Genomic DNA, 25810 nt, shown 5'->3' with positions numbered 1-25810 from the left:
GAAGAAAAAAATGAAAGCTTATATAACAAATAGAATATATCTTATGCTGTTTTTCTGCTCCATTACCATAATGGCACAAGCACAGCAAAAGTTTGAGATATCCGGTATAGTCCAAGATGAAACAGGACAGCCTGTCCCGGGAGTCAGCGTATATGTAAAAGATAAAACAGGCATAGGTACGAACACCGATATGGATGGAAAATTTGTTTTGAAAGTCGATCGTGGAGATAAAGTGCAGTTCAGTTTTATAGGATATACCAGACACGAGTATCTAGCATTAAAAACTGAAAAAAAACTGGTTATCCAATTAGTACCGGATGTAAGTGCACTTGATGAAGTGGTAGTAGAAGCTTATGGAAGCAAGACTCGTAAAATAACAACGACAGGTGCTGTCACTTCCGTAGACGTAGCGACATTACAGACTCCTGCCACCAGTCTGGCTAATATGCTGGGAGGACGAGTTGCCGGTATTATCTCGACACAAGGCAGTGGCGAACCGGGTAAAAATATCTCAGATTTCTGGATACGCGGTATCGGAACATTTGGAGCAAACGCATCAGCACTTGTCCTCATTGACGGTCTGGAAGGTAGCCTGAATGATGTAGACCCGGCTGATATTGAAAGTTTCTCCGTATTAAAAGATGCTTCGGCAACAGCCATGTATGGAGTACGGGGGGCAAATGGCGTAGTACTTGTTACCACCAAAAGAGGAAAACAAGAAAAGTTAAGCTTTACTGCACGTGCAAATGCTACTATTTCATGGCTAAAGCGCCTACCGGAATATTGCGACGGATATAACTATGCAAAATTGGCGAATGAAGCACTCGTTGTACGTGGCGATGACCCTAAATATACGAATCAGGAACTGGATATCATTAAATACGGCCTGGATACGGATTTATATCCGGATGTCAATTGGCAGGATGAAGTTCTCAAAAGGTCTTATTGGCAACAAACCTATTATTTGAGTGCCCGGGGCGGTGGTAGTATAGCACGATACTTTATCAGCTTAAATGGTTCTAACGAGACTTCTGCTTACCAACAGGATAAATCCAGTAAGTATTTTAAAGGTTTGGCATATAATACCTTCGGGCTACGTGCTAATATTGATATAGATTTAACTAAAACTACCAAATTATATTTTGGTGTCAATGCCAATAAGACAATCAGAAACCTGCCGGGTGCCGCAGATACTAATCTGATCTGGTCTGCTTGCAGCAAACTGACTCCGGTTACCATACCAGTGGTTTACTCTAACGGAATGCTTCCTTCAGCCAATGGAGTGACAGATGAAATGTCCCCTTATGTACTTCTGAACCACACAGGATTGAAACAAGAAGAAGAATTCACTTCTACTTATACATTAAGTTTAGATCAGGACCTGGGTATGCTGATTAAAGGATTGAAGCTGAATATACAAGGAGCCTATACCAACGACAACGCTTTTCATGAAACACGCTACATCATCCCCGAACTGTGGTCATATGATAAGCGTAATGCAACTGGAGAACTCGCAGGAAAACGCCAGACCGAACGCATAACGACCCAGTACAGTAAATGGGAAATGCAATACCGCAAATACTTCCTTCAGGCTACCATGAACTGGGCACATGATTTAGGACACGGACACACGCTTACGGCACTGGCGCATTATGAAATGAGTGATCAAAAGCGGTCAACTGATGCCAATGACACGATGTCGGCTATTCCAGTTCGTTATCAAGGACTTTCCGCTAAAGTCGGCTACAATTATAATGATACATATATAGTCGACGGCAACTTCGGTTATACAGGTTCCGAGAATTTCCAGCCAGGACGCCAGTTCGGATTCTTTCCATCCATATCTGGTGCATGGGTACCGAGTAGTTATCAATGGACAAAAGATAAAATGCCATGGTTGAACTATTTTAAAATCCGCGCTTCATACGGTTTAGTTGGTAACGACCGTATCACCGACAAGCGTTTTCCATATCTGACCAGCATAAATGTAAATGGTTCCGCTACCACAAACTGGAAGTATACCAAGGGAGGTATTTGGGAAAACTCGATCGGGGCAGATAATCTGGAGTGGGAAAAAGCAAAGAAGTTTGACGTCGGTCTGGAAGGTAAATTATTCGATAAATTTGAGTTTGTAATAGACTTCTTCCGGGATACTCGCGACGGAATTTTCCAAGAACGCAAACAAGTTCCTGATTTTGTAGGACTCGTAAATATGCCATTCGGTAATGTGGGCAGTATGGTAAGCTGGGGTAGCGACGGCAATATCACCTTCAACCAACGCATCAATAAAGACATGGAATTCACGCTTCGTGCTAATTTCACATACTCTACCAATAAGGTGAACTACTATGAGGAAGGAGATACCAAGTATGAATATACATCAGCAACAGGACGCCCTAATGGCTACATGAAAGGTTATATCGCTTTAGGACTTTTCAAGGACCAAGAAGAGATCAACAATAGCCCGAAACAAGATTTCGGAAGTTACCTGCCGGGAGATATCAAATATAAGGATGTAAACGGTGACGGTGTTGTTAACAGTGACGACCAGGTACCAGTCAGCTATCAGGATTACCCGCGTCTGATGTATGGTTTCGGAGGAGAATTTCGATGGAAAAAGCTGACATTGGGCGTACGTTTCAGTGGAATAGGTAATACAGACTATTACAAAATATGGACATGGGGAAGCAATAATGTGGGATATATTCCTTTCTATGATGGTAAACTGGGCAATGTACTCACTATTGCAGCCGATCCTGCCAACCGTTGGATTCCGGCCGATTATGACGATCCCAGCATACCAGCCAGTATGAGAGAAAATCCCAATGCCATGTTCCCGCGGCTAAGTTACGGTAGCAATCAGAACAATGCGCAGGCATCTACATTCTGGAAAGGCAATCGCAAATATTTACGGCTCGATGAAATCAGCCTGAACTATAACTGTAACTGTAATTTATTAAAAAGTATTGGAATAAATTCGATCGATCTCGCTGTAGTAGCAAACGATTTGCACACTTGGGACAGCGTTAAATTATTCGATCCGGAACTCGCCACAAGTAATGGACGTGCTTATCCGATTCCGGGCCGCGTTAGTTTCCAGGCAATCGTTCATTTCTAAACATGATCATTAAATAACAAAATTATGAAAAAGTATATATTACACCGATCAATAAACCTATTCATCGTATTTCTTGGGATACTTACGACCGGAGGATTCACCTCATGCAATTTTTTAAGAGTCGACGACTATTTTGACGATACAATGAAGTTTGACAGTATCTTTACTAAATACGAGTATCTGGTACAATATATGTGGGGAACATCAGATCAGTTCCCCGACGAGAGCCGCATCCTTACCGATCCGGTCACTCCCGGTCCGATGGCTACGGATGAAGCTTTCTCAAGTCAGAATCCGGAGCATGGCCTTCGCGGACTCTCCTACATTCTGGGAACTATTAATGCCGATAACATCGGTAACTATAGCATGAATATATGGTCGTCCATGTATAAAGTGATCCGTAAATGTAACTACATACTGGCACGCAAAGGAGAGGCTCACATGAATACAATACAAGATGAGGAAATCACTGGCTACACCCACATGATGCGTGGTTATGCTTATTACAATCTGATCCAGTCTTATGGTCCGTGCATTATACTCGGTGATGATATCTTACCCAATAATGAATTACCTGAAACTTACAATTATTCCCGTTCGACTTATGACGAATGTGTGGATTACTGTTGTAATGAACTGGAACTTGCTGCCAAATATATGCCTATAGACTTAAATCCGACTTTTTTGGGACGTCCTTCACGTGGTGCTGCTTTTGCGTTGATAGCTCGTCTGCGGTTGCAACAAGCAAGTCCGTTATATAATGGCGGACAGGCCGCACGCACAGCTTTCGGCAACTGGAAGCGGACAGTGGACGGAGCCAACTATGTGAATCAGAACTACGATGAAACACGCTGGGCAGTAGCAGCTGCAGCATGTAAACGTGTCATTGAGATGAACAAATACAAATTGCATACTTCTCCCATCGATCCCAGCATGCCTCCCCGAGTATTGCCGGCTTCCGTGACAATCACTGACCCCGATTTTCAGAATATCGACTATTATCGTTCCTATTCAGAAATGTTCACCGGAGAAACGATAGGCAGTAAAAATCCAGAATTTATCTGGGGTAGACAGTCGGATGCTATGGCAAACATGACACAATGCAGTTTCCCGACGGAAAAAGCAATGGGGGGATGGAACAACCTCTGCGTTACTCAAAAACTGGTAGACGCTTATTATATGGTGGATGGACGAGATAAAAATGATGCAAGTAAAGAATATCCATATCATGTAGCAAACGGTACAGTGACCGATGATTACTTTTCCACCAGTGCAGAGGAGTTCTCCGGCTACACTATTCCGATGGGAGTATACGGTATGTATCTGAACCGAGAGAATCGTTTTTATGCTACAATAGGTTACTCCGGACGTTACTGGGCAGCACGTTCCAATACCCAAGAACAATATGGCCCTTATAGGGCGTGGTATCATCAAATGGTAACTTCAGGACGCGATCTGTTTTCCGGGAAAAATTCCGCCATAACCAATCCTCTGGATTATCCGGCAACAGGATATGTGCTGACTAAATGGATCCATGCGGACGACGCATGGATAGGAACCGGAAGTATGCGAACTACCAAATATTTTCCTATCATCCGATATGCGGAAATTTTATTAGGATATGTAGAAGCAATAAATCACCTGAGTAAAAGCTATACCGTCGAATTACCCGCAATCAATGGTGGAAATAATGCTCCGCAAAGCTATACAGTCGAACGTATTCCAACTGAAATACAAAAATACTTCAACCCGATACGAAATCGCGTCGGTCTGCCTGGATTATCTGACACAGAAGCCGCATCAGATGAAACAACTTTGGACAACATCATCAAGAGAGAATATATGATCGAATTCGCTTGCGAAAACCGCAGATACTTTGATGTACGTCGGTGGGGCATATATGAAGAGACTGAAAAAACTGGTGTTTATGGAATGCGTTTGGGAGGAGATAAATATACTTATTATCAGAATCCGATTCCTGTGAATCAGGTTAACAACCGAAATCGCGTGATAGATAAAAGACTGATTCTATTACCCTTGCCCAAAGCTGAAGTACGTCGTGTAGAAAATCTCGACCAAAACCCGGGCTGGGAGAATTAATAATTTACTTCGTATTAAAACATAAATAACCATGAAAACAAAATATATTTATATAGCTTTTTTAACAATCTTATGTGGGGGAAGCTTGGTGGCATGCTCCAATGGCGACGAGTTCTTCAAGGATGAACGCTACAAGAAGATGATCTATGCAATCAGCGACAATGAGCAAATATTTCACGCTGAATTTGAACTGAATAATGAAGAAGATATCATAGGCGTGCAGCCTTTCGCAGTAAGCGGCACTAATCCTATAGATCAGGATGTGCATCTGACCATAGAAAAAGATCCGGAGCTGTTGACGGAATATAACTATAATACCTACATGGATGAAACAGATAAATATGCCCGTGAGCTGAAGGACGGGGATTATTCACTTTTATCTTCTATCGTTGAAATAAAAGCAGGAGTGAACCCCAGCTATGAAGTGGGAAAATTACAAGTGAAAATAAAGACATCGATCATTGAAAAACTATCCGTTGACTCTGCTTACTTTCTTTCGTTCCGCATTAAAGAGGCAACACCTTACGAAATCAATGAAGAAAAAAGGAATGTATTATTCCGAATTTATAAAAAGAATCAGTATGCATCCCAAAAGACACCCACTTACTATGCCTCTTCCGTCTTTATGGATGATGTCGTAATGCCGTTCGACTCTAAAATTATCATGCCATTGGCATATAATAAGATACGCACTTACATTGCCGGACAAATTTACGATGCGAATGATACCAAAGAAACAATCAACAAAAATTCGATGGTAATCACTGTAGATGCCGATAACCAAGTACTGATATCTGCTTTCGATTCTGAGAATGGATTAAAAGTTGAAATGTTATCTCCAAGTTCTGATCCCAATGATGGCTCATATGGATATCGGAACTATTATAATCCAGAAGAAAAGCAATTCTACTTATATTATCATTTTGATAATGGTGAAGGCTGGAAGGTTGTGCGTGAAACTTTAAGAGCCGAATCTATCATAAGTAAATAGTGATTGGCGACTATAGATATTTTTTCATTATGCGAAAAGAAACAGACGAATATTGCTGTGTTTTAATAAAAATACACTATATTGCGGTATTGTTTAACCTTAAAATATGATAGCCATGAACACAAAATTATTCGGTTTGTTTATTGCATTGTTGGTATGCCTGCCTTCGCTTGCCCAACAAAAGCCTGTGGAGAAGGTAGATAGTGATGGAGTTTATCTGATGCCCGATCAAATGCCGGAGTTTCCGGGCGGGATGCAGGCGATGATGAAGTTTTTGACTACAAATATCAAGTATCCTGTAGAAGCACAGAAGAAAGGCGTTTCTGGTCGTGTGATCGTACAGTTCGTCATTATGGAAGACGGAACATTGGATCAGGCTAAAGTTGTAAGAGGAGTCGATCCCTTGCTGGACGAAGAAGCCTTGCGTGTAGTGAAGTTAATGCCTAAATGGAAACCGGGAATGGATAGAGGCGAGGCAGTGAAAGTACGTTTTACTGCTCCGATAATGTTTAATCTGTCCAGATCGGAGGCACAGAGACCTACTTTTCCCGAACTTGTAGTACCTATCGGACAAGAAGTGGAAAACAGGTCTTTGCAAGGAGTATGGCAGAGTTGCGTTGTGCAACCGGGCGAACATGGATATAAAATTCTGTTATTGCCTGTTTTAAAGATCGTATCGCCTGATCAGACATTCATGAATATAATGACAGCCGGTATGAACGGCAGGTCAAATGCCATCATCTATTGTCAGGGAGAGTACAGTTTGCCGTCGGATGGCACTTACGTGGAGATGGTGGAAAAATCGGTTGATCCGGTTTTCATACAAGGAGTAAAGAATGAAATCAGTGTGGAACGATTGCATGATAATCTGATTAAATTGTCTTTTACGGTTCCGGGACAGGGAAGAAAAGTGACGGAATATTGGTTCCGGGCCCCTTCGCCGGATGTGAAGATAATGGCTGATTGATATAATAATATTATTTTAGGCACGGATTTCACAGATTACACGGTCTTAATGAATAAAAGCCGTGTTCATCTGTGAAATCCGTGCCTAAAAAGTTCTCTGTACTTTCTTATCTTCGACTCAGCTTATTATTAATTCTTAAAGAATCCGTTATCTTCCCATTTTCCCGCTTCCTGTGGCTGTGCTGATGTGGCGCTTACATCGATAGGCAGCCATACTTCCATGTCACCCTCGCCCCGATGTGCCCAGGCATAATAGGGTATCAGTGTGAGTTCTACGTCTTTAGTTACCAGTTTTCCAGCTTTGTCATAACTTAATGCCTGCGCATCGGTCGTTATCTGACGGATGCCGTAAAGTAACTCCGGTTTGTCTGTTACCTTGAATTGCGGATGCTGGTTGAGAAGTATGCTGTGGACGTTGAATCTGTTGTCCGGCCATTCTGCGCAATAAACGATGGGGCCGCGTTCAACGGCAACACGTCCGTGATCGGCTTCTACTTTTGGATTTGCCTTTACTATTCGGGGGATCATGTCGAAATGTACCTCTACCACATCTCCCTTTTTCCATTTGCGGGCAATGCTGAGATAGCCATCATTGACATCGCTTTCTACTGTCTGTCCGTTTACGGATACTTGGTAGGCAGGTTTCTGATTGTCGGCGTAAGAATACAGATCACCGGGAAGTACATTGCCGCGTACCCAGCCGGGGATACGGAGTTTCATGGTGAAGTCCTGATTGCCCTGCGTTATTTTCAGGCGGATGTCGCCATTCCAGGGATAGCCGGTTTCTTGTTCCAGCAGAATCTTTTTCTTGTCTACCTTTAGCTCGGCTTTGTTGGAAAGATAAAGGTTCACGTATACCTGATCGTTCTTCACGGCATACACATATCCCGGTAATGACGGAATGAAACGGCTGACGTTTGAAGGGCAGCAGGCGCAGCCGAACCAAGGTTTGCGGCTGTATTTTCCGTTAGAAGACAGCGGGTTGGGGTAGAAGAAAGAACCTCCGTCCAGTGATACACCCGATATCAGACCGTTGTATAGTGTGCGTTCCAGGACATCGAAATATTTGGCGTCTCCGTGCAGCAGGAAAAGACGGTAGTTCATGTATACATTGCCGATAGCGGCGCAGGTTTCACAATAAGCGGACAGGTTAGGCAGCTCGTAGTTGTTGCCGAATGCTTCGCCTGCATGGCGTGCACCGATGCCTCCGGTTATATAAATCTTTTTAGAAACGATGTTGTCCCAAATCTTGTCTATCGCTTTGATGTAGCTGCTGTCTCCGGTGATGGCTGCCACATCTGCCATGCCGGAATACATATATACGGCACGTACGGCATGTCCTACGGCTTCATCCTGTTCTACCACAGGTTTGTGTGCCTGACTATAGGTGTCTTTCCGGCTGGTATATCCACGGGTATCCAGGAAGAACTTTGCCTGATCAAGATACTTTTTGTCTCCCGTCGCCATGTATAGTTTGACTAAAGCCATTTCGGCTATCTGATGCCCCGGTACGTATTTCTTCTGTTGAGGGCCGTTGCCGATTTCGCGGCAGACACAGTCGGCATATTTAATGGCGATATCGAGGAAGTTTCGTTTTCCGGTAGCCTGATAATGCGCTACGGCTCCTTCTATCATGTGGCCCAGATTGTAGAACTCATGACTCAGGTTCTCTACCGCTACCCAACGCTCTTTTCCTGCCCAGTTGTGCGGGTGCTTCGGGTTCATGGTGCGGGCTGTATAAAGGTAACCGTCCGGTTCCTGTGCTCCGGCAACAATGACGAGTACGCTGTCAATGTACTTTTGCAGTTTCTTGTCCGGATAGGTTTGCAGAGAGTAACTGGCTCCTTCTATTGTTTTGTATACATCGGTATCGTCGAAAGAGAAGCCCTCTACTTTGTAGGTATCGCTGGGATGTGCTGCCTTTACAAAGTTTTCGTAACGTCCCGTCTCTTCACATTTGCTGAATGCCAGAGGGATGGTTACTTCACGGCTTGCTTGAAGGCGCTGTCCCCAAAAGTTGTCCGTCACTTTAACGGAAGTAAAGGGGACAGGGTCTATAGGATATCCATGATTTATTTGCGCGCTGCCTGTTATGCAGATGCAGGTCAGGAATGTCGCAGTCAGAATGTTTTTCATCTTAGTATTTATTTTAGTATGAATCTCTGTTGCGGTGTTATGGTGTAGGGATTACCTGTTTGATTGTTCCGTCCGGATTGAATTCCATCCGGTCAATACATACTTCGCGGTGCCAGCCCGGTCCGTCATTCAGATGGTTCTTGTTGATACGGTGGTATACGATATACCATTTGTCTTTTCCCGGTACTTGCAGGATAGAGTTGTGGGCAGGTCCGTAGATCTCTTCTTTTGGATTTTGGATGAGTACTATTGGTTCTTTGGCTACTTCGATCGGACCTAGCGGTGATTGGGCGGTACCATAAACTACGTGGTAGTTGGGTGAGCCGGTGTCGTCTACAGACCAGAAGAAGTAGTAAATTCCTTTTCTATAAATAACGTAAGGAGCTTCACGGTATGCGTAAGTCTGCAAAGTCCCTCCTTTGGGAGTTAATACTACCGTTGTCTCTTCTTTGATGGACAGCATGTCGTCGTTGAGCTCGGCTCCTGCCATGTAGCCGTTACCCCAATAGAGGTAGCTTTTGCCGGATACGGGGTCGGTGAATACATCCACATCAATCTGCTGTCCCCGTCCTGTGGGAGAAGAGGTGATGATAGGTTTGCCCAGATCTGTGAAAGGTCCGGTGGGGGAGTCGGCTACGGCAACTCCTATTTGCTTGCCTTTGTTGGTCGTTGGGTTGGCACTATAATAAAAGAAGTATTTATACTTCCCGTCTATCTTCTTTTCTTCGATGCAGGGAGCCCATGCGTTTCCGTTTGCCCAAGACACATTTTTGCCCATCTCCAGAATCACAGTCTCTTCTTTCCATGTTTTTAAATTCTTCGATGAAAAGACCTTAAAATAACTTCCGCCCCATCCCGGAAATCCGTCACTGGTGGGGTAAATATAATAGCGTTTTGTCTGATGAGAATACAGTACTTCCGGGTCGGCATGGAACCCCGGTAGAATAGGATTGCCGGATTTCTTATTCTGTGCCGTTACTTGTACTGTTCCGATGAGTAATAAGTGGAATAGAAAGATTCTGGTAAATAAATGCTTCATGATATTTATAGTTAGATTTTTATTATATTATAAGTACGACAAAGATAGGGGATCCACCTAAATAAAAAGGTTACATATCTGTCAAAGGAGGGTAATTATCATTCATAATAGGGAAGATGATCTAAATTTGGACTTTAATGAACGGTATTCGGATGTCCTTTTGTATCTAAAGCATTATTTTTGCGCTGAATCTAAAAAATAGTTGGTTACCATGAGAGCGAAGCTGATTTTACCTTTTCTGATTTTATATTTGTTCTGTCATTTGCTGTCGGTGCAAGGACACGAAGTTGACATTGTAAATGCCGGCAGTGATAAAAATGTAGCATCTTCTCAAGTGTATGAAGTAACTTCCGAAGGAGCATGGTGTTGGTTCGCTGATCCGCGTGCGTTGCATTATGAGAATGAAAAAGGTACAATAAACAAGACATATGTCGGCTATATTGATATACACGGCAATATTAAAGCGATGCAGTATGACTTTAAAAAGAAAAGACAGGACGAGGTACTGATTCGTTCCTATTTTCAGCCGGATGATCACAATAATCCGACGTTTCTGGTATTGCCGGATGAACGGATTATGATCTTTTATTCCCGTCACACGGATGAGCCTTGTTTCTACTATCGTATTTCCCGCCTTCCCGGAGATATTACGACATTGGGAGAGGAAAAGGTGATTAAAACAAAGGACAATACCACCTATCCGTCTCCGTTTATCTTATCGGATGATCCGGAACATATCTATCTCTGTTGGCGGGGGATTGGCTGGCACCCTACTATCGCCAAGCTGTCGTTGCCCGATCAGAATGATCAGGTGGCGGTGGAATGGGGACCGTATCAGATAGTACAGTCTACCGGTGCCCGTCCTTATGCCAAGTATATGTCGAATGGGAAAGATAAGATTTATTTTGCTTATACAACCGGTCATCCGGATAATGAGAATCCTAATTTCCTCTACTTTAATTATATAGACATTCACTCTTTGCAGTTGAAGGATGTTAAGGGGAATACTCTTTCGACTATTGCTGACGGTACTTTTAAAGTGAATAAGACGGATGATTATGCGCGTCAGTATCCATCTACTCTGATAGATAATCCATCCGCACGCGATTGGGTGTGGCAGGTTGCTTCGGATGAGAATGATAATCCGGTCATTGCAATGGTACGAATCAGTAGTGATAAGAATTCCCATGATTACTATTATGCGAAGTGGAACGGACACGAATGGAAAAAGACATTCCTTGCCAACGCCGGCGGTCATTTTCACCAGACACCAAACTCGGAGAAATGTTACAGTGCCGGTATGACTATAGATCCGGCGAATACGAATCATGTTTATTGCTCGTTGCCTGTGGAAGGAAAGCAGGGGAAGGTTTACGAGATCGTGAAATTTATCTTGAACGAGGTCGGGGAGGTGGTCTCTACAGAAGCGGTTACGCAAGACTCGCAGCAGAATAATGTCCGTCCTTATATAGTACCAAATTCAAAAAATACGCCTTTGCGGCTCACATGGATGTATGGCAATTATTACGATTGGATTGTCAGTTCACGGTATCCGCAAGGCTATTGCACAGGGATTGCCTGTGATTTTAAAGGTTTCCCGGGGGCGAAGAAGGAAAAGACTGTTGTAACGGAGAAGGATTTCAAGTTCAACCCGAAGAAGGCTTTTGTATTGGAACAAACGGTCACTTTGGATGCAGACAATTATCAAGGCTCCCTTTTACAATTGGGTGATCTTCAATATTATCTGAACGGACAAACCATGAAACCGGAAGTTAGATATAACGGAAAGGTATATCCTAGCACAAATATACTTGGAACATCTGATTGCTGGAAAACAACTTCGCGCAATACAGGCGGTGAGTGGTACACTCCACAAAAGTACGGGAGTTTCAAGTTGAAGCTGGAGTATAAGAAGGGAGTATTATGTGTGTATATTAACGGATTGCTGGATCAAAAAATAGAAATACAATGAGAAGAAAAGTTTTAAGAGATTGTGTGATAGGAGTTCTTTTATTATTTGTTCTCCCGTTGGCAGAACTGTCGGGCGCTATTGCTCAGGAGAGTGTGTTTACTGTACAGCAGCCTGATTTTCAAAAGAGTCCTTATACGGGAATGACACGTCAACACTGGATACAGGCGGGAGAGTATCTGCTGAAAGGAGCATTCGGTTATATCCATACGTTGGATGATCAGATGTACTTTCCGAAGCAACTGGACAAAACATATCCCAATAATGACGGACAAGTTCCGGTTGCTAAGTTGGAGGGGCTGGCACGAACCTTATTTATTGCAGCACCCCTGTTGAAAGATAATCCGGAACTGGTAATGAATGGAATAAGAGTAGCAGATTACTATCGGCACCAATTAGTCGGTATCTCTAATCCGAAAAGTCCGAGTTTTATTTCTCATCGTAAAGGAGGACCTAGCCAGACGTTACTGGAGTTAGGTTCTTTGGCCATTTCAATGAAAGCGGCTCAGGCCGTTTTGTGGGACCCGCTGACAAAAGCGCAAAAGGATTCGCTTGCTGCAACCATGCTGAGCTACGGAGAAGGACCGACCATAGGCTCTAACTGGATGTTCTTTAATGTCTTTATTTTAAGTTTTCTGAAAGATCAGGGCTATGCAGTGAATGAGAGCTATCTGGAGTCGAATTTAAAGAAACTGCTGGCACGTTATCGGGGGGAAGGCTGGTATAATGATGCTCCGGCTTATGATTATTACAGTGCGTGGGCTTATCAGACATACGGCCCCATTTGGGCGGAAATGTTTGGAAAGAAGCAATTTCCCCAGTTGGCACAGCAGTTCCTGGCAAACCAGCATGATATGGTAGCTAACTATCCATACATGTTTAGCCGGGATGGTAAGATGAATATGTGGGGACGAAGCATCTGCTATCGTTTTGCAGCGACTGCCCCGTTGTCTCTGTGGGAATATGATAAAAGTGGCGATGTAAATTATGGCTGGATAAGGAGGATTGCTTCTTCTACCTTGCTGCAATTTCTGGAAAATCCGAAATTTCTGGAAGAAGGGGTTCCAACGATGGGATTTTATGGTCCGTTTGCTCCTGCTGTGCAGATTTATAGTTGTCGGGGTAGTGTATACTGGTGCGGAAAAGCTTTTTTGAGTTTGTTGTTGCCGGAAAATTCAGATTTCTGGTCTGCCACCGAAAATAATGGTCCTTGGGATAAAGAATTGAAAAAAGGGAATGTCTATAATAAGTTTCAGCCGGGAACCAACCTGTTGATTACGAATTACCCGAATAGCGGAGGCGCTGAGATGCGCTCATGGTGCCATGAAACTGTTGCAAAGGACTGGCAGAAGTTTCGTAGTACGGAGAATTATAACAAATTGGCTTACAACACGGAATTCCCGTGGATGGCGGATGGTAAGAACGGAGAAATATCCATGAATTACGGAACAAAGAATCAGAAAGGCGAGTGGGAAGTATTACGGCTTTATACGTTCCAGAGTTTTAAAGACGGTATCTATCGCCGTGATGCCGTACTTGAAACAGACAGTACAGTAAGATATCAACTGGCCGATATTCCGTTGCCGAATGGAATATTGAGAGTGGATAAAGTTTCGGTCTCCGAACCGACGGAAATCTGTTTGGGACATTATTCACTGCCTCGTTTGAATGGTGTATTTAAAGAAACATCCCGGAGGGTCGGCAAGCTGGATATTCCGGTTATTGATAACGGAGAGTATGAACTGGCTATGATACCATTGGCTGGATGGGATAAACTATATACATCGTATCCGAAAGGGCTGCACCCTGTCAGCGATGAGTGTGCTTTGATTATGGCTTCTGATAAATTGGCTGGCAGCAAGATTTATGTGACGCTTCAACTTTGGAAGAAGAATGAGGGTAAGAACGGCTTTACAAAGAAAGAGTTGAATCCGGTTCGGGCGATAGATATTTCGGAAGATAAGAAACTAGTGACAGTGCGTTTGGATACGAAAGAGATAAAAACGGTTCTATTTGAGTAATTTAGAAATATGAGAAGTGTGCAGTGGGAATATTTTCCCACTGTATTTTTTATGTATAATGGTGAGCCTTAAATGCCTATATGGTGAATTTTCCTTCAAAACGTTCTACTTATCAGTATATCTGTATAGCTGGAACTGTCTAATCGTTGTTTATTAAATTTTTTATTCATAATTTTGGTCGTATGTATAGTTGTCAATTATTATATTTAACGAACAAAATATGACCATATGAAAAACGCGCGAATCGTTATCCTTTATTATAAGCTGAGTTTTTTGATTCTGTTTTTGCTTTTGAAGTCTGCTTTACTATTGGCGACAGAGGATGTCATCTACAACCTCAAATTTAAGCAACTTTCTGCACCATATTCCTTGCCGACAAATGAAGTACAAAAAGTGTATCAAGATAAAGATGGATTTATCTGGTTCGCTACTCGTAATGGACTTTGCCAGTATAATGGCTATGAGACCACTCTTTACAAATCCAATCTTTACTCTCCGGATTTATTGACTACCAATAGCATCACTTGTTTGGTTGATGATAATAATAATCATCTTTGGATTGGTACATCGGAAGGACTGAACGTGATGGATAAAAGAACCGGAGAAATAAAAAAGTATAAGGCACCATATCTTTCTAACAATGTAGTGTCTGCTCTGTGTGTGACTCGCGATAATACTGTTTGGGTGGGGACGGATAACGGTTTATGTCGTTATGTTGCAGAGAAAGATACTTTTGTAGTTTGTGGAGATGACTTTGGAGATAGTAGACTGCGGTATGTTACCATAAAATCATTATTAGAAGATTCAGATGGCGATCTCTGGATTGGAACCTGGGCACAAGGCTTATTTCGCTATTCTCCATCCACAGATAAAGTGGAAATATATCCGAAAATCAATGACCAATATTCTTCTCATGTAATTTATGAAGATAGTAATAAAGATATTTGGGTAGGGAGTTGGGGATATGGTCTTTTTAAATTGCAGAATCCTAAAGATATGCAACGTGTGTCTTATCAGCGTTTTCTGCATGAGAACGGTGATGATTCCAGTTTGTCTGATAATATAGTATATGATATAGCAGAAGATATCAATACTCACACCCTGTGGGTTGGTACACGTAGTGGGTTGAGTATCTTAAAACTTGATGAACCGGACGCATTTATTAATTATAAATCGGGAAAAACAGATTATCGTATTCCTTCTGACGAGGTTAACTCGATTATGCGTGATGCTCAGAGGAATATGTGGATAGGGGCTATTGGGGGAGGAGTTCTGATGGCTGATACACGTCAATCTACATTTGCTTTATATACACTTAACTTTGGAGATGAAGATATTCCGGTAACTTCCGTTCGTACCTTATTTGCTGATTCAGATCAAAACCTATGGATTGGAGTAGGAACTTATGGACTGGCCTGTAGAGAGTATGAAACAGGAAAGCTAAAGATGTATTCGCACATACCGGAATTTTCGGGGTTAAAAGATTTGCCATCCCTTTTCGCAGTTACCCAGCGTAAGAAGAGTGGTGAAATCTGGTTTGGTATGTATAATGGAGGAATCTACGTATATCGGAAAGGTGAAAAGGTAAAACACTTGACTACAAAGAATAGCGGTTTCCTTACTTCTGATTGTGTGTCGGCTTTATATGAAGATTATGAAGGGAATTGCTGGGTTGGCACGCGAGGAGGAATAGGGGTCAGATTGGCTGACGGTACAGACTATCGCTTTGAAACGATGAACTTTAATGATAGTTTGTCGGCAGGCTGGATATATGTAAGAGATATCATAAAGGATATGGATAGCAGTGTCTGGCTGGCAACTTCTAATTTGGGTGTGATTCATATAACGGGGGATGTCCGTCAACCTTCCACATTGAAATATGAGAATTATAGTTTTCATAATCGTAAGCTAATCACAAATGCAGTTCTCTGTATACATCTTGATCGTTTTGGACGATTGTGGGCAGGTACTGAGGGAGGAGGATTATACCTTTATAATCGTAACAAAGGAGAATTTGAGGAAAAGACGCGTGCATATAGTATTCCGGGAGACGTTATCGTTAGCATAGAAGAAGATAAAAGTGGTAATTTATGGCTGGGAACGATTTCCGGACTAGTGAAACTTTATGTAGCTGCTGTTGGAAATGATTTTTCGACCCGTATCTATACTTCTGCCGATGGGTTGCAGGATAATTTTATAGTCAATTCATCGTGTAGTCGAAATGGAGAATTGTTTTTTGGAGGACATAAGGGTTACAACAGTTTTTTTCCTGATAAAATGGAAATACCTTCTCAGGAAACCAATTTTCTGATAACAGATATTAAAATATTCAATCATTCTTTCAGTAAATTGCCGGTCGAACTGCAACAAAAGATTTCACCGGTAATGCCTACCTATACCAGTAAGATTGAACTTCCTCATAAATACAATAATTTTAGTATTGAATTTGCCGCCCTTACCTATAAGAATCCCGAACTAAACAGATATGCTTACCGGCTACAGAACTTTGACAGGGATTGGCAGTATACGGATGCAGACCGCCGCTTTGCTTATTATAACAATCTGCCGAGCGGGACATATACTTTTCAGTTGAAAGCAACCAATGAGAACGGAGAATGGAGTGGCTATGTACGTGAATTGACAGTGGTAGTCCTTCCTCCGTTCTGGGCTACCTGGTGGGCATATCTGCTCTATGTGATAATAGTCTCAGTTATAGGAGTTTCGATTTACCGTACAGCAAAGAATCGTATATTGCTTCGGAATGCCTTGCGTCTGCGTGAAATAGAAAAAGCAAAAGCAGAAGAACTGAATCATGCGAAATTGCAGTTCTTTACTAATATCACACATGAACTATTAACTCCGTTGACCATTATTTCGGCTACAGTTGATGAGCTGAAGACACAGGCGCCCAGCCATAATGACTTGTATACTGTAATGAATAGCAATATACAGCGATTAATACGTTTGCTGCAACAGATTCTTGAATTTCGAAAAGCGGAAACAGGTAATCTGAAGTTACGGGTTTCGCCGGGAGATATTGCTGCCTTTGTGAAGAATGCGGCTGAGAGTTTCCAGCCTTTAGTAAAGAAACGTAAGATACACTTTTCATTTCTTTGTGATCCTGAATCAATGATAGGCTACTTTGACATGGATAAGTTGGATAAGATACTGTATAATTTGTTATCTAATGCAGCTAAATACAATAAAGAGGATGGATTTATTCAAGTCTCCTTATCTTATGATGAGACAGATAAGGATTTTGTCCTGTTGAAGATTAAAGATAACGGGAAAGGCATTTCAAAAGAGAAACAGAAAAATCTTTTTAAACGATTTTATGAAGGTGATTATCGTAAGTTCAATACTATTGGCACAGGAATTGGACTTTCGCTGACTAAAGATTTGGTAGAGTTACATGAAGGAACCATCTCGGTCGAAAGCGAAGTGGATCATGGTACCGAATTTATGGTACGGATTCCTATTGAGCGTTCTTATTATGATGAAGAGCAAATTGATGATGAGGCTATCTCTTTAATGCAAGATTCTGTAAATTACGAGGATACACAGGAGGATGCAGATGTCGAAACTCAGGAAGTGACTATAAAGGCTAACACTATATTATTAGTGGAAGATAATGGAGAGTTGCTACATCTGATGACAAAGTTATTGAGTCGTGAATACAATGTCTTTACGGCCCAGAACGGGAAAGAAGGCATTGCAGTATTAGAAAAAGAGGATGTTGATTTGATTGTGTCTGACGTAATGATGCCTGAGATGGATGGTATTGAGTTCTGCAAGTATGTGAAAGGGCATCTGGAGATGAGTCATATACCGATGATTCTGCTGACTGCCAAAAATAAGGAAGAGGACAGAGCAGAAGCTTATGAAATTGGTGCAGATGCGTTCATTAGCAAGCCCTTTAATCTGACAGTTCTTCATGCACGTATTCGTAATCTGCTGAAATATAAGGAACGAATGGCGCGTGACTTTAAAAATCAAATAGTTTTTGAGGTGAAAGACCTGAATTACACAAGTTTGGATGAAGACTTTATTCAACGTGCTATCCATTGTGTAAATAATCACTTGGAAGACCCTAATTTTGACCAGGCGCAATTTGCAGATGAAATGCGTACAAGTAAATCTACGTTATATAAGAAATTGAAATCTTTGGCAGGTTTGAATACTTCTTCTTTTATTCGAAATGTCCGTTTGAAAGCAGCTTGTAGGATAATGGAGGAAAAAGGCACTAATGTTCGTGTTTCTGAACTTGCTTATGCAGTTGGTTTCAATGATCCTAAATACTTTAGTTCTTGTTTCAAAAAAGAATTTGATATGTTACCGTCTGAATATATTGAGCGGTTTATTCAAAATGTATAGGCATAGATAGGGGTAACCTATTTACCAATAATTATTTTGATATGCATATTTGTAAAATAGTGCATTGTAGGGTGTAACAAACCATATTCTGAGGATAGCAGAGTGAGCTATAGTTAAGTTTAGTATAGCAATAAGCTATACTCTTCGGATATTTAATCAGTTTTCTTTGTAGTATTAATATTTTTTGCCCCATTAGCTAATTCGTTCCACTATAGTTATCTTTTCGTTCTACTATAGTGGTGCGTAAAGGGAACTATAGTGCATCTTGCGTACCACTATAGTGGCACGAACTAATATGACTAACAAAAAACTTAATTGTTCGTAGCTAAGGACTTAAGAATGTGAGCGATAACCTGCAAGGAGTGAACTGATTTCATTAACGGTTTACCATATAACAAATTATTGTTTTATTGATGTTATGTTATATGTGTTTTTTATTTTACAGATCAGATTATCCTTATTCCTTGGTCGAATTATAGTTTAAAAAGGAGGAATATCTATAATTCGACCTCAGATAACTCATATTGGACCTCATCTGGAGTGACTTAACTTACATTTGCACTTGTTAATTGGTCGTTGAAATCATAAATCAATTAATGAACGGTTAATTTTTTATTTACTAATATCTTAAATATTTTTGCTATGAGAAATTGCATTTTCTATTCTTTAGTGCTAGCACTTCTCTTTTTAATAGGAAGTTGTAAAGATAGCGATGACAACAAAAGCACTGGGGCGACTTATGATCCGAATCAGCCAGTCACAGTGGAGGGCTTTATGCCGGTAGAGGGAAAGCTGCGAGAAAAGGTTATCGTTAAAGGTTCTAACTTCGGTACAGACAAGTCGAAGGTAAAGGTTTATTTTGTGGATGAGGCTGCTGAGCGCTTATCTACAGTGATAGGTATCGATAACAATACCCTTTATTGCCTTGCGCCCAGACAATTGCCGGGTGGAAACCGTATTAAGGTAATTGTTGATGGGAAGGAAGTGACTACAGATGGCACTTTTAAGTATGAACAGGCCCAGAATGTTTCTACCATCTCTGGTTCGGCTTCAAAAGATGGGAATGATGATGGTGACCTTGCATCTGCAAAGTTCAAGTACATGTGGGGAATTGCAGCCGTAGGAAATAATACGGTACTTGCTTATCAAAGAGATGATCCTCGTGTCCGTTTGATTTCGGTGGATGATAACAAGGTGACTACCGTTCATCCGGGTTTTAAAGGTGGAAAGCCTGCTGTTACCAAAGACAAACAAAGAGTGTATAGTATTGGTTGGGAAGGGACTCATACAGTATATGTCTATATGAAAGCAAGTGGTTGGGCACCTACACGTATCGGACAGCTTGGTTCTACTTTTAGTGGTAAAATTGGTGCTGTTGCATTGGATGAGACAGAAGAATGGCTCTATTTTGTTGATTCTAACAAGAATTTCGGTCGCTTCAATGTGAAGACACAAGAGGTAACATTAATAAAGCAACTGGAACTCTCAGGATCTCTTGGCACAAATCCTGGCCCTTATCTTATTTATTATTTTGTAGATAGCAATTTCTACATGTCTGACCAGAATCTGTCTTCAGTTTACAAGATTACTCCTGATGGAGAATGTGAATGGTTTTGTGGGTCGGCTACCCAAAAGACAGTGCAAGATGGTCTTCGGGAAGAAGCTTTGTTTGCCCAACCCAACGGAATGACAGTGGACGAAGATGGAAACTTTTATATTGTTGATGGATTTAAGGGGTACTGCTTGCGCAAGTTGGATATTCTTGATGGCTATGTATCTACTGTAGCTGGTCAGGTAGATGTAGCAAGTCAGATAGATGGCACACCGCTGGAAGCTACCTTTAACTATCCTTATGATATTTGTTACGATGGTGAAGGTGGCTATTGGATAGCTGAAGCCTGGGGAAAAGCTATTAGGAAGTATGCAGTAGAATAATCACTAAGAAAAACATAAATATGAAACGAAGTATTTTAGTACTATTTTGGGTATTCATGTCAGCAACTATGTTCGCCCAAGGCGGAATAGATGTTGCGGGTATCGTCTTGGACGAGCAAGGACAGGAACTCATCGGAGTGTCTGTTCAGATAAAAGGAAAACAGGGTGTAGGAGTTGTTACCGATTTTGACGGACGGTTTAAGATGACAGGTGTTCCTGCCGGAAGTACACTCGTATTTTCTTATATAGGTTATGAAACTCGGGAAATTAAATATACTGCTACGAAACTGAAAGAGAAGATTGCTTTGAAGGAGGCGGTCAATGAGTTTGATGAGGTTGTGGTAGTGGGGCGTGATACTCAGAGAAAGGTTTCTGTAGTAGGCGCTATCACCAATGTAGACCCGGCAGGGATTCAAGCTCCTGCGGTATCGGTGAGTAACATGTTGGGTGGACGCGTGCCGGGCATTATTGCCGTGACCCGAAGTGGCGAACCTGGTAACAACTTCTCGGAGTTCTGGATTCGTGGTATGAGTACGTTTGGCGCCAGTTCTAGTGCATTGGTGTTGATAGACGGAATCGAAGGAAATATCAACGATCTTGATCCTGCTGATATCGAAAGTTTTAGTATTCTGAAAGATGCATCGGCAACAGCCGTTTATGGAACTCGCGGTGCCAATGGTGTAGTTGTAGTTACTACGAAGCGAGGAAAAGCCGGAAAGTTGCATGTCAATTTCAAAACTAATGCTACTTATTCTTATTCACCCCGTATGCCGGAATATGCCGATGCTTATCAATATGCAACATTGGCGAATGAAGCGCGCTCTGTTCGTGGAGACGACCCGGTATATTCTGCTACTGAACTAGAATTATTCAAAACAGGTCTTGACCCGGATTTATATCCGAATGTGAATTGGCGTGATGTGATTTTGAAAGATCATGTAATTAACAATCAACACCATTTAAGTATTTCCGGTGGTGGACAAAGTGCTCGCTACTATATGAGTTTGGGTATCCTTAACTCTGAAGCTCTATTTAAACAGGATAAGTCTGCAAGCAAACATGACGTTAATGTAAACTATCATAAATATAATTTCCGTACGAATATTGATGCTGACCTTACAAAAACAACTTTGTTGAGTTTGAATTTGGAAGCAGTAATCAAGACACAAAACGCACCAGGAACAGGCTCAAGCAATAAATACCTGTGGGAATCGCAAGCGAACTTACCTCCTACTGTGGTTCCAGTGAGGTACTCTAATGGTCAGTTGCCTGCTTATGGCACTAATCTGGAGGATAAATCACCGTATGTACGCCTGAATTACATGGGATATACTACCAATGAGACGTATTCTACCAAAATAAATGTAGGCTTGTCGCAGGATTTGGGTATAATCACAGAGGGATTGTCAGTACGTGGCTTGTTCTCATTCTCCATGAATGGTGCACACATAGTCGACAGACACATGAACCCCGAACAATATTATGCCGATCCCAAAGATGGACGTTATTTGGATGGTAGCTTGAAAACTGTGCGTACTGTAAATAAGGAGGATATGACAGCAACACAGGGATCAGCATCCAATCGGGAATTATATTTCGAAGCTGCCGCCAACTATAAACGTTTGTTTAATCAAGATCACCGTGTGACGGGGTTGGCGCATTTTTACCGCCAGGAACTGACCAATGTGGATTGGGGAAACGGTGTGCTGGTCAGCATTCCCAAACGTTATCAGGCACTTTCCTTCCGCGCTACCTATTCTTATAAAGATACCTATCTCGTAGAAGGTAATCTTGGCTATACCGGTTCGGAAAATTTCAATAAAGAACGTCGCTACGGTTGGTTCCCCTCTATTTCCGGGGGGTGGGTGCCTACGCAATATGATTGGTATAGAAATCTGCTCCCATTCAATAACTTCCTGAAGTTCCGTGCTTCTTGGGGACGGGTAGGAAATGATCGTCTGAAAGATGAGAATGGTAATGATATTCGATTCCCTTATTTAACTACTTTAGGTAACGTTTCCAGTACATGGGGAACCGGACTTGCCGAAAATCGTACCGGATCAATGAATTTAAAATGGGAAGTCAGTACAAAAACGAACTTTGGTATCGATGCCCGTTTCTTTGATGATAAGGTAGACATGACAGTGGATTTCTTTCATACGAAGACAACCGATATTTTCCAGAGGCGTGCCAATATACCGGACGAGGGTGGTTTAAGCAATGTACTTCCTTATGCTAATATCGGAAGCATGAAGTCGTGGGGTATGGATGGTACACTAGCTTATACTCATACATTTAATAAGGATATGGCTCTTACTGTACGTGGTAACTTTACTCACGCTGAAAACGAAGTGATCTACTGGGAACAGAGTGGGGTGAATTATCCATATCAGTCTAATTCCGGAGTCCCTTACAAAGTACAGCGCGGATTAATTGCTTTGGGATTATTTAAAGATGAGGATGACATTAAAAGTAGTCCCAAACAGACCTTTATGGATAATTATCGTCCGGGTGATATCAAGTATAAGGATGTGAACGGTGACGGTAAGATTGATAAAGATGACGTCGTACCTCTCAACTACTCTGCTGTACCGTTTATACAATACGGTTTTGCACTTGATTGGAACTACAAGGCATTCCGTGTTAGTATTTTGTTTGAAGGAGTCTCTAAAGTACAATATTTTCAAGGTGGTCGGGGATTCTATCCTTTCTTAAATGAATCAAGAGGCAACTTACTCGAAATGGTTGCTGATCCAAGAAATCGTTGGATTCCAAGAGAATATGCTGAGGCTAATGGCATTGATCCTGCATTGGCAGAGAATCCGAATGCTAAGTTTCCGCGACTAACGTATGGAGAAAATAAAAATAATAATCAGGAGTCTACCTTCTGGTTAGCTGACGGTAAATATCTACGCCTCAAAAATGTAGATATCTCTTACCGCTTTACGAATAATTGGTTGAAGAGTCGTGTCGGTGTGGAATCTGCTACTCTCAGTCTGATAGGCGAGAATCTACATGTGTGGGATAAAGTGAAGCTTTTTGATCCATCGCAAGCCTCTGGTAATGGAGCGGAATATCCTTTGCAAAGGATGTACACCTTACAGTTGAACTTAACTTTCTAAAGGACGATTATTATGAAAAAGAAAACAAATATTATAAAGACTTTATTTCTGTCGATGGTTTGTAGTATAACCATCGGGCTGCAATCTTGCGGTGATTATCTGGATGTCGAAGAATATATTGACCAGATGACTTTTCTTGACTCTGTATTCTCTCGCAAAGAACTCCTGGATCAGTATATTAACGGTGCAGCGCAATATATACCCAATGAAGGCAAACTTTGGTCAAATTCTTCTACACCGTTCCAAATTGCTTCTGATGAGAATTTCATGTCCTGGAATGATAGCCAGCACTACGGCATGAAGTTTTTGCTAGACGAGATTACTCCTTATGACGGATATTACAATAATTATCCCAAATATTATCAGGGTATTCGTATGGCACTCACTGCCTTGTCGAGAATCAATGAAGTACCCGATGTGACAGACGTTGAACGTCGTGAGTTGATGGGACGATGCTACTTTTTGGTAGGATATTATTATTATCTGCTGATGTTGCAGTACGGACCTGTGCCCATTGTTCCGGAAACGCCCTTTAATGTGGATGTGCCGGTAGCCGAAATGTCACTGGAACGAGGAACATACGATGAATGCGTATTGGAAATCCGTAAATGGATGTCTCTGGCCATTCAGTTCTTGCCACTGGAAGTAGAAAGTTCAACGGTTGTGACGCTTCCTACTCAATGGGCCGCTTACGCTACTTTGTCGAGAATTACATTGTATGCAGCCAGTCCGTGGTATAACGGCAATAAGTTTTATGCTGACTGGCAGCGGACAAGTGACGGCGCAAACTTTATATCGCAGGAAAATGATAATTCGAAATGGGGAGTGTCTGCCGCTTATTCAAAATACATTATTGATTCAAATAAATTTGAGTTGTATTGGACTCCCAAAGAAATAGATAGCAAGGATCTGCCCACTAATGAAGAATTTATCAAAGAGATAGATCCGGATTATTATGAGCCTTATCCAAAGGGAGCAGCCGGTATCGACCATTACCGTTCGTTGACTTATACATTCAGTGGTGAAATTCCTGTGATGATTAATCCTGAATTTATCTATTCCTGTCAAATGCCGACAGGTGATGCCCCATTGGTGGCTGCTGCACCTTTCAAATTAGGTGGATGGGGTGGCTTGAATCTCGTACAGGACTTGATTGATGCTTACCAAATGGTGGACGGACAAGATATCAATGAATCCAGTCAGGACTATCCTTATCCGGATGCCAGCGTTAATTTTGAAAGAATTGGCGGCGCTAACCAAACTTTCTCTGGCTTTACACTTCTAGCGAGCACTGCTAGAATGTATAACAATCGCGAACCTCGTTTTTATGCAACGATAGGCTTTTGCCATTCATTCTGGCCAGGCACTTCTTCTTCGGAGAATCAGTACAAGAATATTGAGGTTACTTATTATTCCGACGGATATGCTTCCGCTAATCCGGATCATCCTGAAGATTATAATCGTACAGGCTATACTTGTGTCAAATATAGACATTTGGAAGATGAGATGAAAAAGGGTACGGTCAAAGCTAAATATTTCCCGGTTTTCCGGTATGCGGAAACATTGCTGAATTATGTGGAGGCTATTAATGAGTTGAAAGAACCTTATACGATGGAGATGCCTAACGGCAGTCAAGTGACGGTGGAACATAATACAGCTGATATTGTGAAGTATTTCAATCTGATTCGTCATCGTGCCGGTCTGCCCGGAATTACTGAGGCTGTTGCTGCCGACAGGAATAAGGTCCGTGAACTGATTAAGCATGAACGCAGAATAGAGTTTGCTTGCGAAGGACGTCGTTATCACGACTTGCGCCGTTGGGGAGATGCTATGGAGGCATACAATCGTCCTATCTCCGGTTGCAACGTCAAAGCAAGAAGCAATGAACGTCAGAAATTCTACACAACAACTATTTTGAACGATAAATTGACACGGCGTTCATTCTCGTACAAACACTATTTCTATCCTATACCTAAGAGTGTGTTGGATAAAAACAAGAACCTCGTGCAAAATCCGGAATGGAGATAAACCTATATAAT

Annotated in this window: 12 protein-coding genes; 10 read left to right on the top strand and 2 right to left on the bottom strand. The window is 41.8% G+C overall.

Annotation, left to right across the window (positions count from 1 at the left end; all coding sequences use genetic code 11):
- Positions 1–10 precede the first annotated feature (10 nt).
- The 4 genes from NBH01_RS19700 to NBH01_RS19685 all read left to right on the top strand — a co-directional run bounded on the left by NBH01_RS19700 (position 11) and on the right by NBH01_RS19685 (position 7176).
- Entirely contained in the window at positions 11–3118 is a 3108-nt protein-coding gene (locus tag NBH01_RS19700; protein ID WP_250700232.1) for a SusC/RagA family TonB-linked outer membrane protein, read from the top strand.
- 24 nt (positions 3119–3142) lie between these two features.
- Positions 3143–5218 carry a RagB/SusD family nutrient uptake outer membrane protein gene (locus NBH01_RS19695; RefSeq protein ID WP_225678936.1) on the top strand — a complete coding sequence of 692 codons (2076 nt, stop codon included), beginning with the start codon at positions 3143–3145 and terminating at the stop codon, positions 5216–5218.
- A 31-nt stretch (positions 5219–5249) separates the two neighbouring features.
- Positions 5250–6209 (top strand): BT_3044 domain-containing protein, encoded by a 960-nt coding sequence (locus tag NBH01_RS19690; RefSeq protein ID WP_250700231.1) that lies wholly within the window; start codon positions 5250–5252, stop codon positions 6207–6209.
- A gap of 115 nt (positions 6210–6324) precedes the next feature.
- Entirely contained in the window at positions 6325–7176 is an 852-nt protein-coding gene (locus tag NBH01_RS19685; RefSeq protein ID WP_008767028.1) for a TonB family protein, read from the top strand.
- A 128-nt stretch (positions 7177–7304) separates the two neighbouring features.
- Here the strand turns inward: NBH01_RS19685 and NBH01_RS19680 are convergent, their stop codons facing one another.
- On the bottom strand, positions 7305–9311 hold the full coding sequence (locus NBH01_RS19680; RefSeq protein WP_225678938.1) for a glycoside hydrolase family 127 protein: 2007 nt from the start codon (positions 9309–9311) through the stop codon (positions 7305–7307).
- A 37-nt stretch (positions 9312–9348) separates the two neighbouring features.
- Positions 9349–10350, bottom strand: coding sequence for a family 43 glycosylhydrolase (locus NBH01_RS19675; protein ID WP_008767026.1), 1002 nt, complete (start codon positions 10348–10350; stop codon positions 9349–9351).
- 211 nt (positions 10351–10561) lie between these two features.
- Between NBH01_RS19675 and NBH01_RS19670 the strand changes: the two genes are divergently transcribed.
- The 6 genes from NBH01_RS19670 to NBH01_RS19645 all read left to right on the top strand — a co-directional run bounded on the left by NBH01_RS19670 (position 10562) and on the right by NBH01_RS19645 (position 25799).
- Positions 10562–12322, top strand: a complete 1761-nt coding sequence (locus NBH01_RS19670) for a BNR repeat-containing protein (protein ID WP_008767025.1) — start codon at positions 10562–10564, stop codon at positions 12320–12322.
- The gene (locus tag NBH01_RS19665) at positions 12319–14340 is read left to right on the top strand and encodes an exo-beta-galactosidase/exo-beta-(1,6)-glucuronidase (protein ID WP_225678939.1); all 2022 of its coding nucleotides are present in this window, start codon (positions 12319–12321) and stop codon (positions 14338–14340) included. The genes NBH01_RS19670 and NBH01_RS19665 overlap by 4 nt, the downstream gene beginning before the upstream one ends.
- 228 nt (positions 14341–14568) lie before the next feature.
- Positions 14569–18714: a hybrid sensor histidine kinase/response regulator transcription factor gene (locus NBH01_RS19660; RefSeq protein ID WP_225693610.1), complete on the top strand. Its 4146-nt coding sequence runs from the start codon at positions 14569–14571 to the stop codon at positions 18712–18714.
- A gap of 642 nt (positions 18715–19356) precedes the next feature.
- On the top strand, positions 19357–20649 hold the full coding sequence (locus NBH01_RS19655) for an IPT/TIG domain-containing protein (RefSeq protein WP_225678941.1): 1293 nt from the start codon (positions 19357–19359) through the stop codon (positions 20647–20649).
- Between the two features lie 20 nt (positions 20650–20669).
- On the top strand, positions 20670–23771 hold the full coding sequence (locus NBH01_RS19650) for a SusC/RagA family TonB-linked outer membrane protein (RefSeq protein ID WP_072067290.1): 3102 nt from the start codon (positions 20670–20672) through the stop codon (positions 23769–23771).
- 12 nt (positions 23772–23783) lie between these two features.
- The gene (locus tag NBH01_RS19645; RefSeq protein ID WP_016269783.1) at positions 23784–25799 is read left to right on the top strand and encodes a RagB/SusD family nutrient uptake outer membrane protein; all 2016 of its coding nucleotides are present in this window, start codon (positions 23784–23786) and stop codon (positions 25797–25799) included.
- Positions 25800–25810: the final 11 nt, after the last annotated feature.

The sequence above is a fragment of the Bacteroides sp. B1-V-101 genome (assembly GCF_023656585.1).
Taxonomy (GTDB): Bacteria; Bacteroidota; Bacteroidia; order Bacteroidales; family Bacteroidaceae; genus Bacteroides; species Bacteroides thetaiotaomicron.
This window is presented reverse-complemented; position numbering and strand designations above follow the sequence as displayed.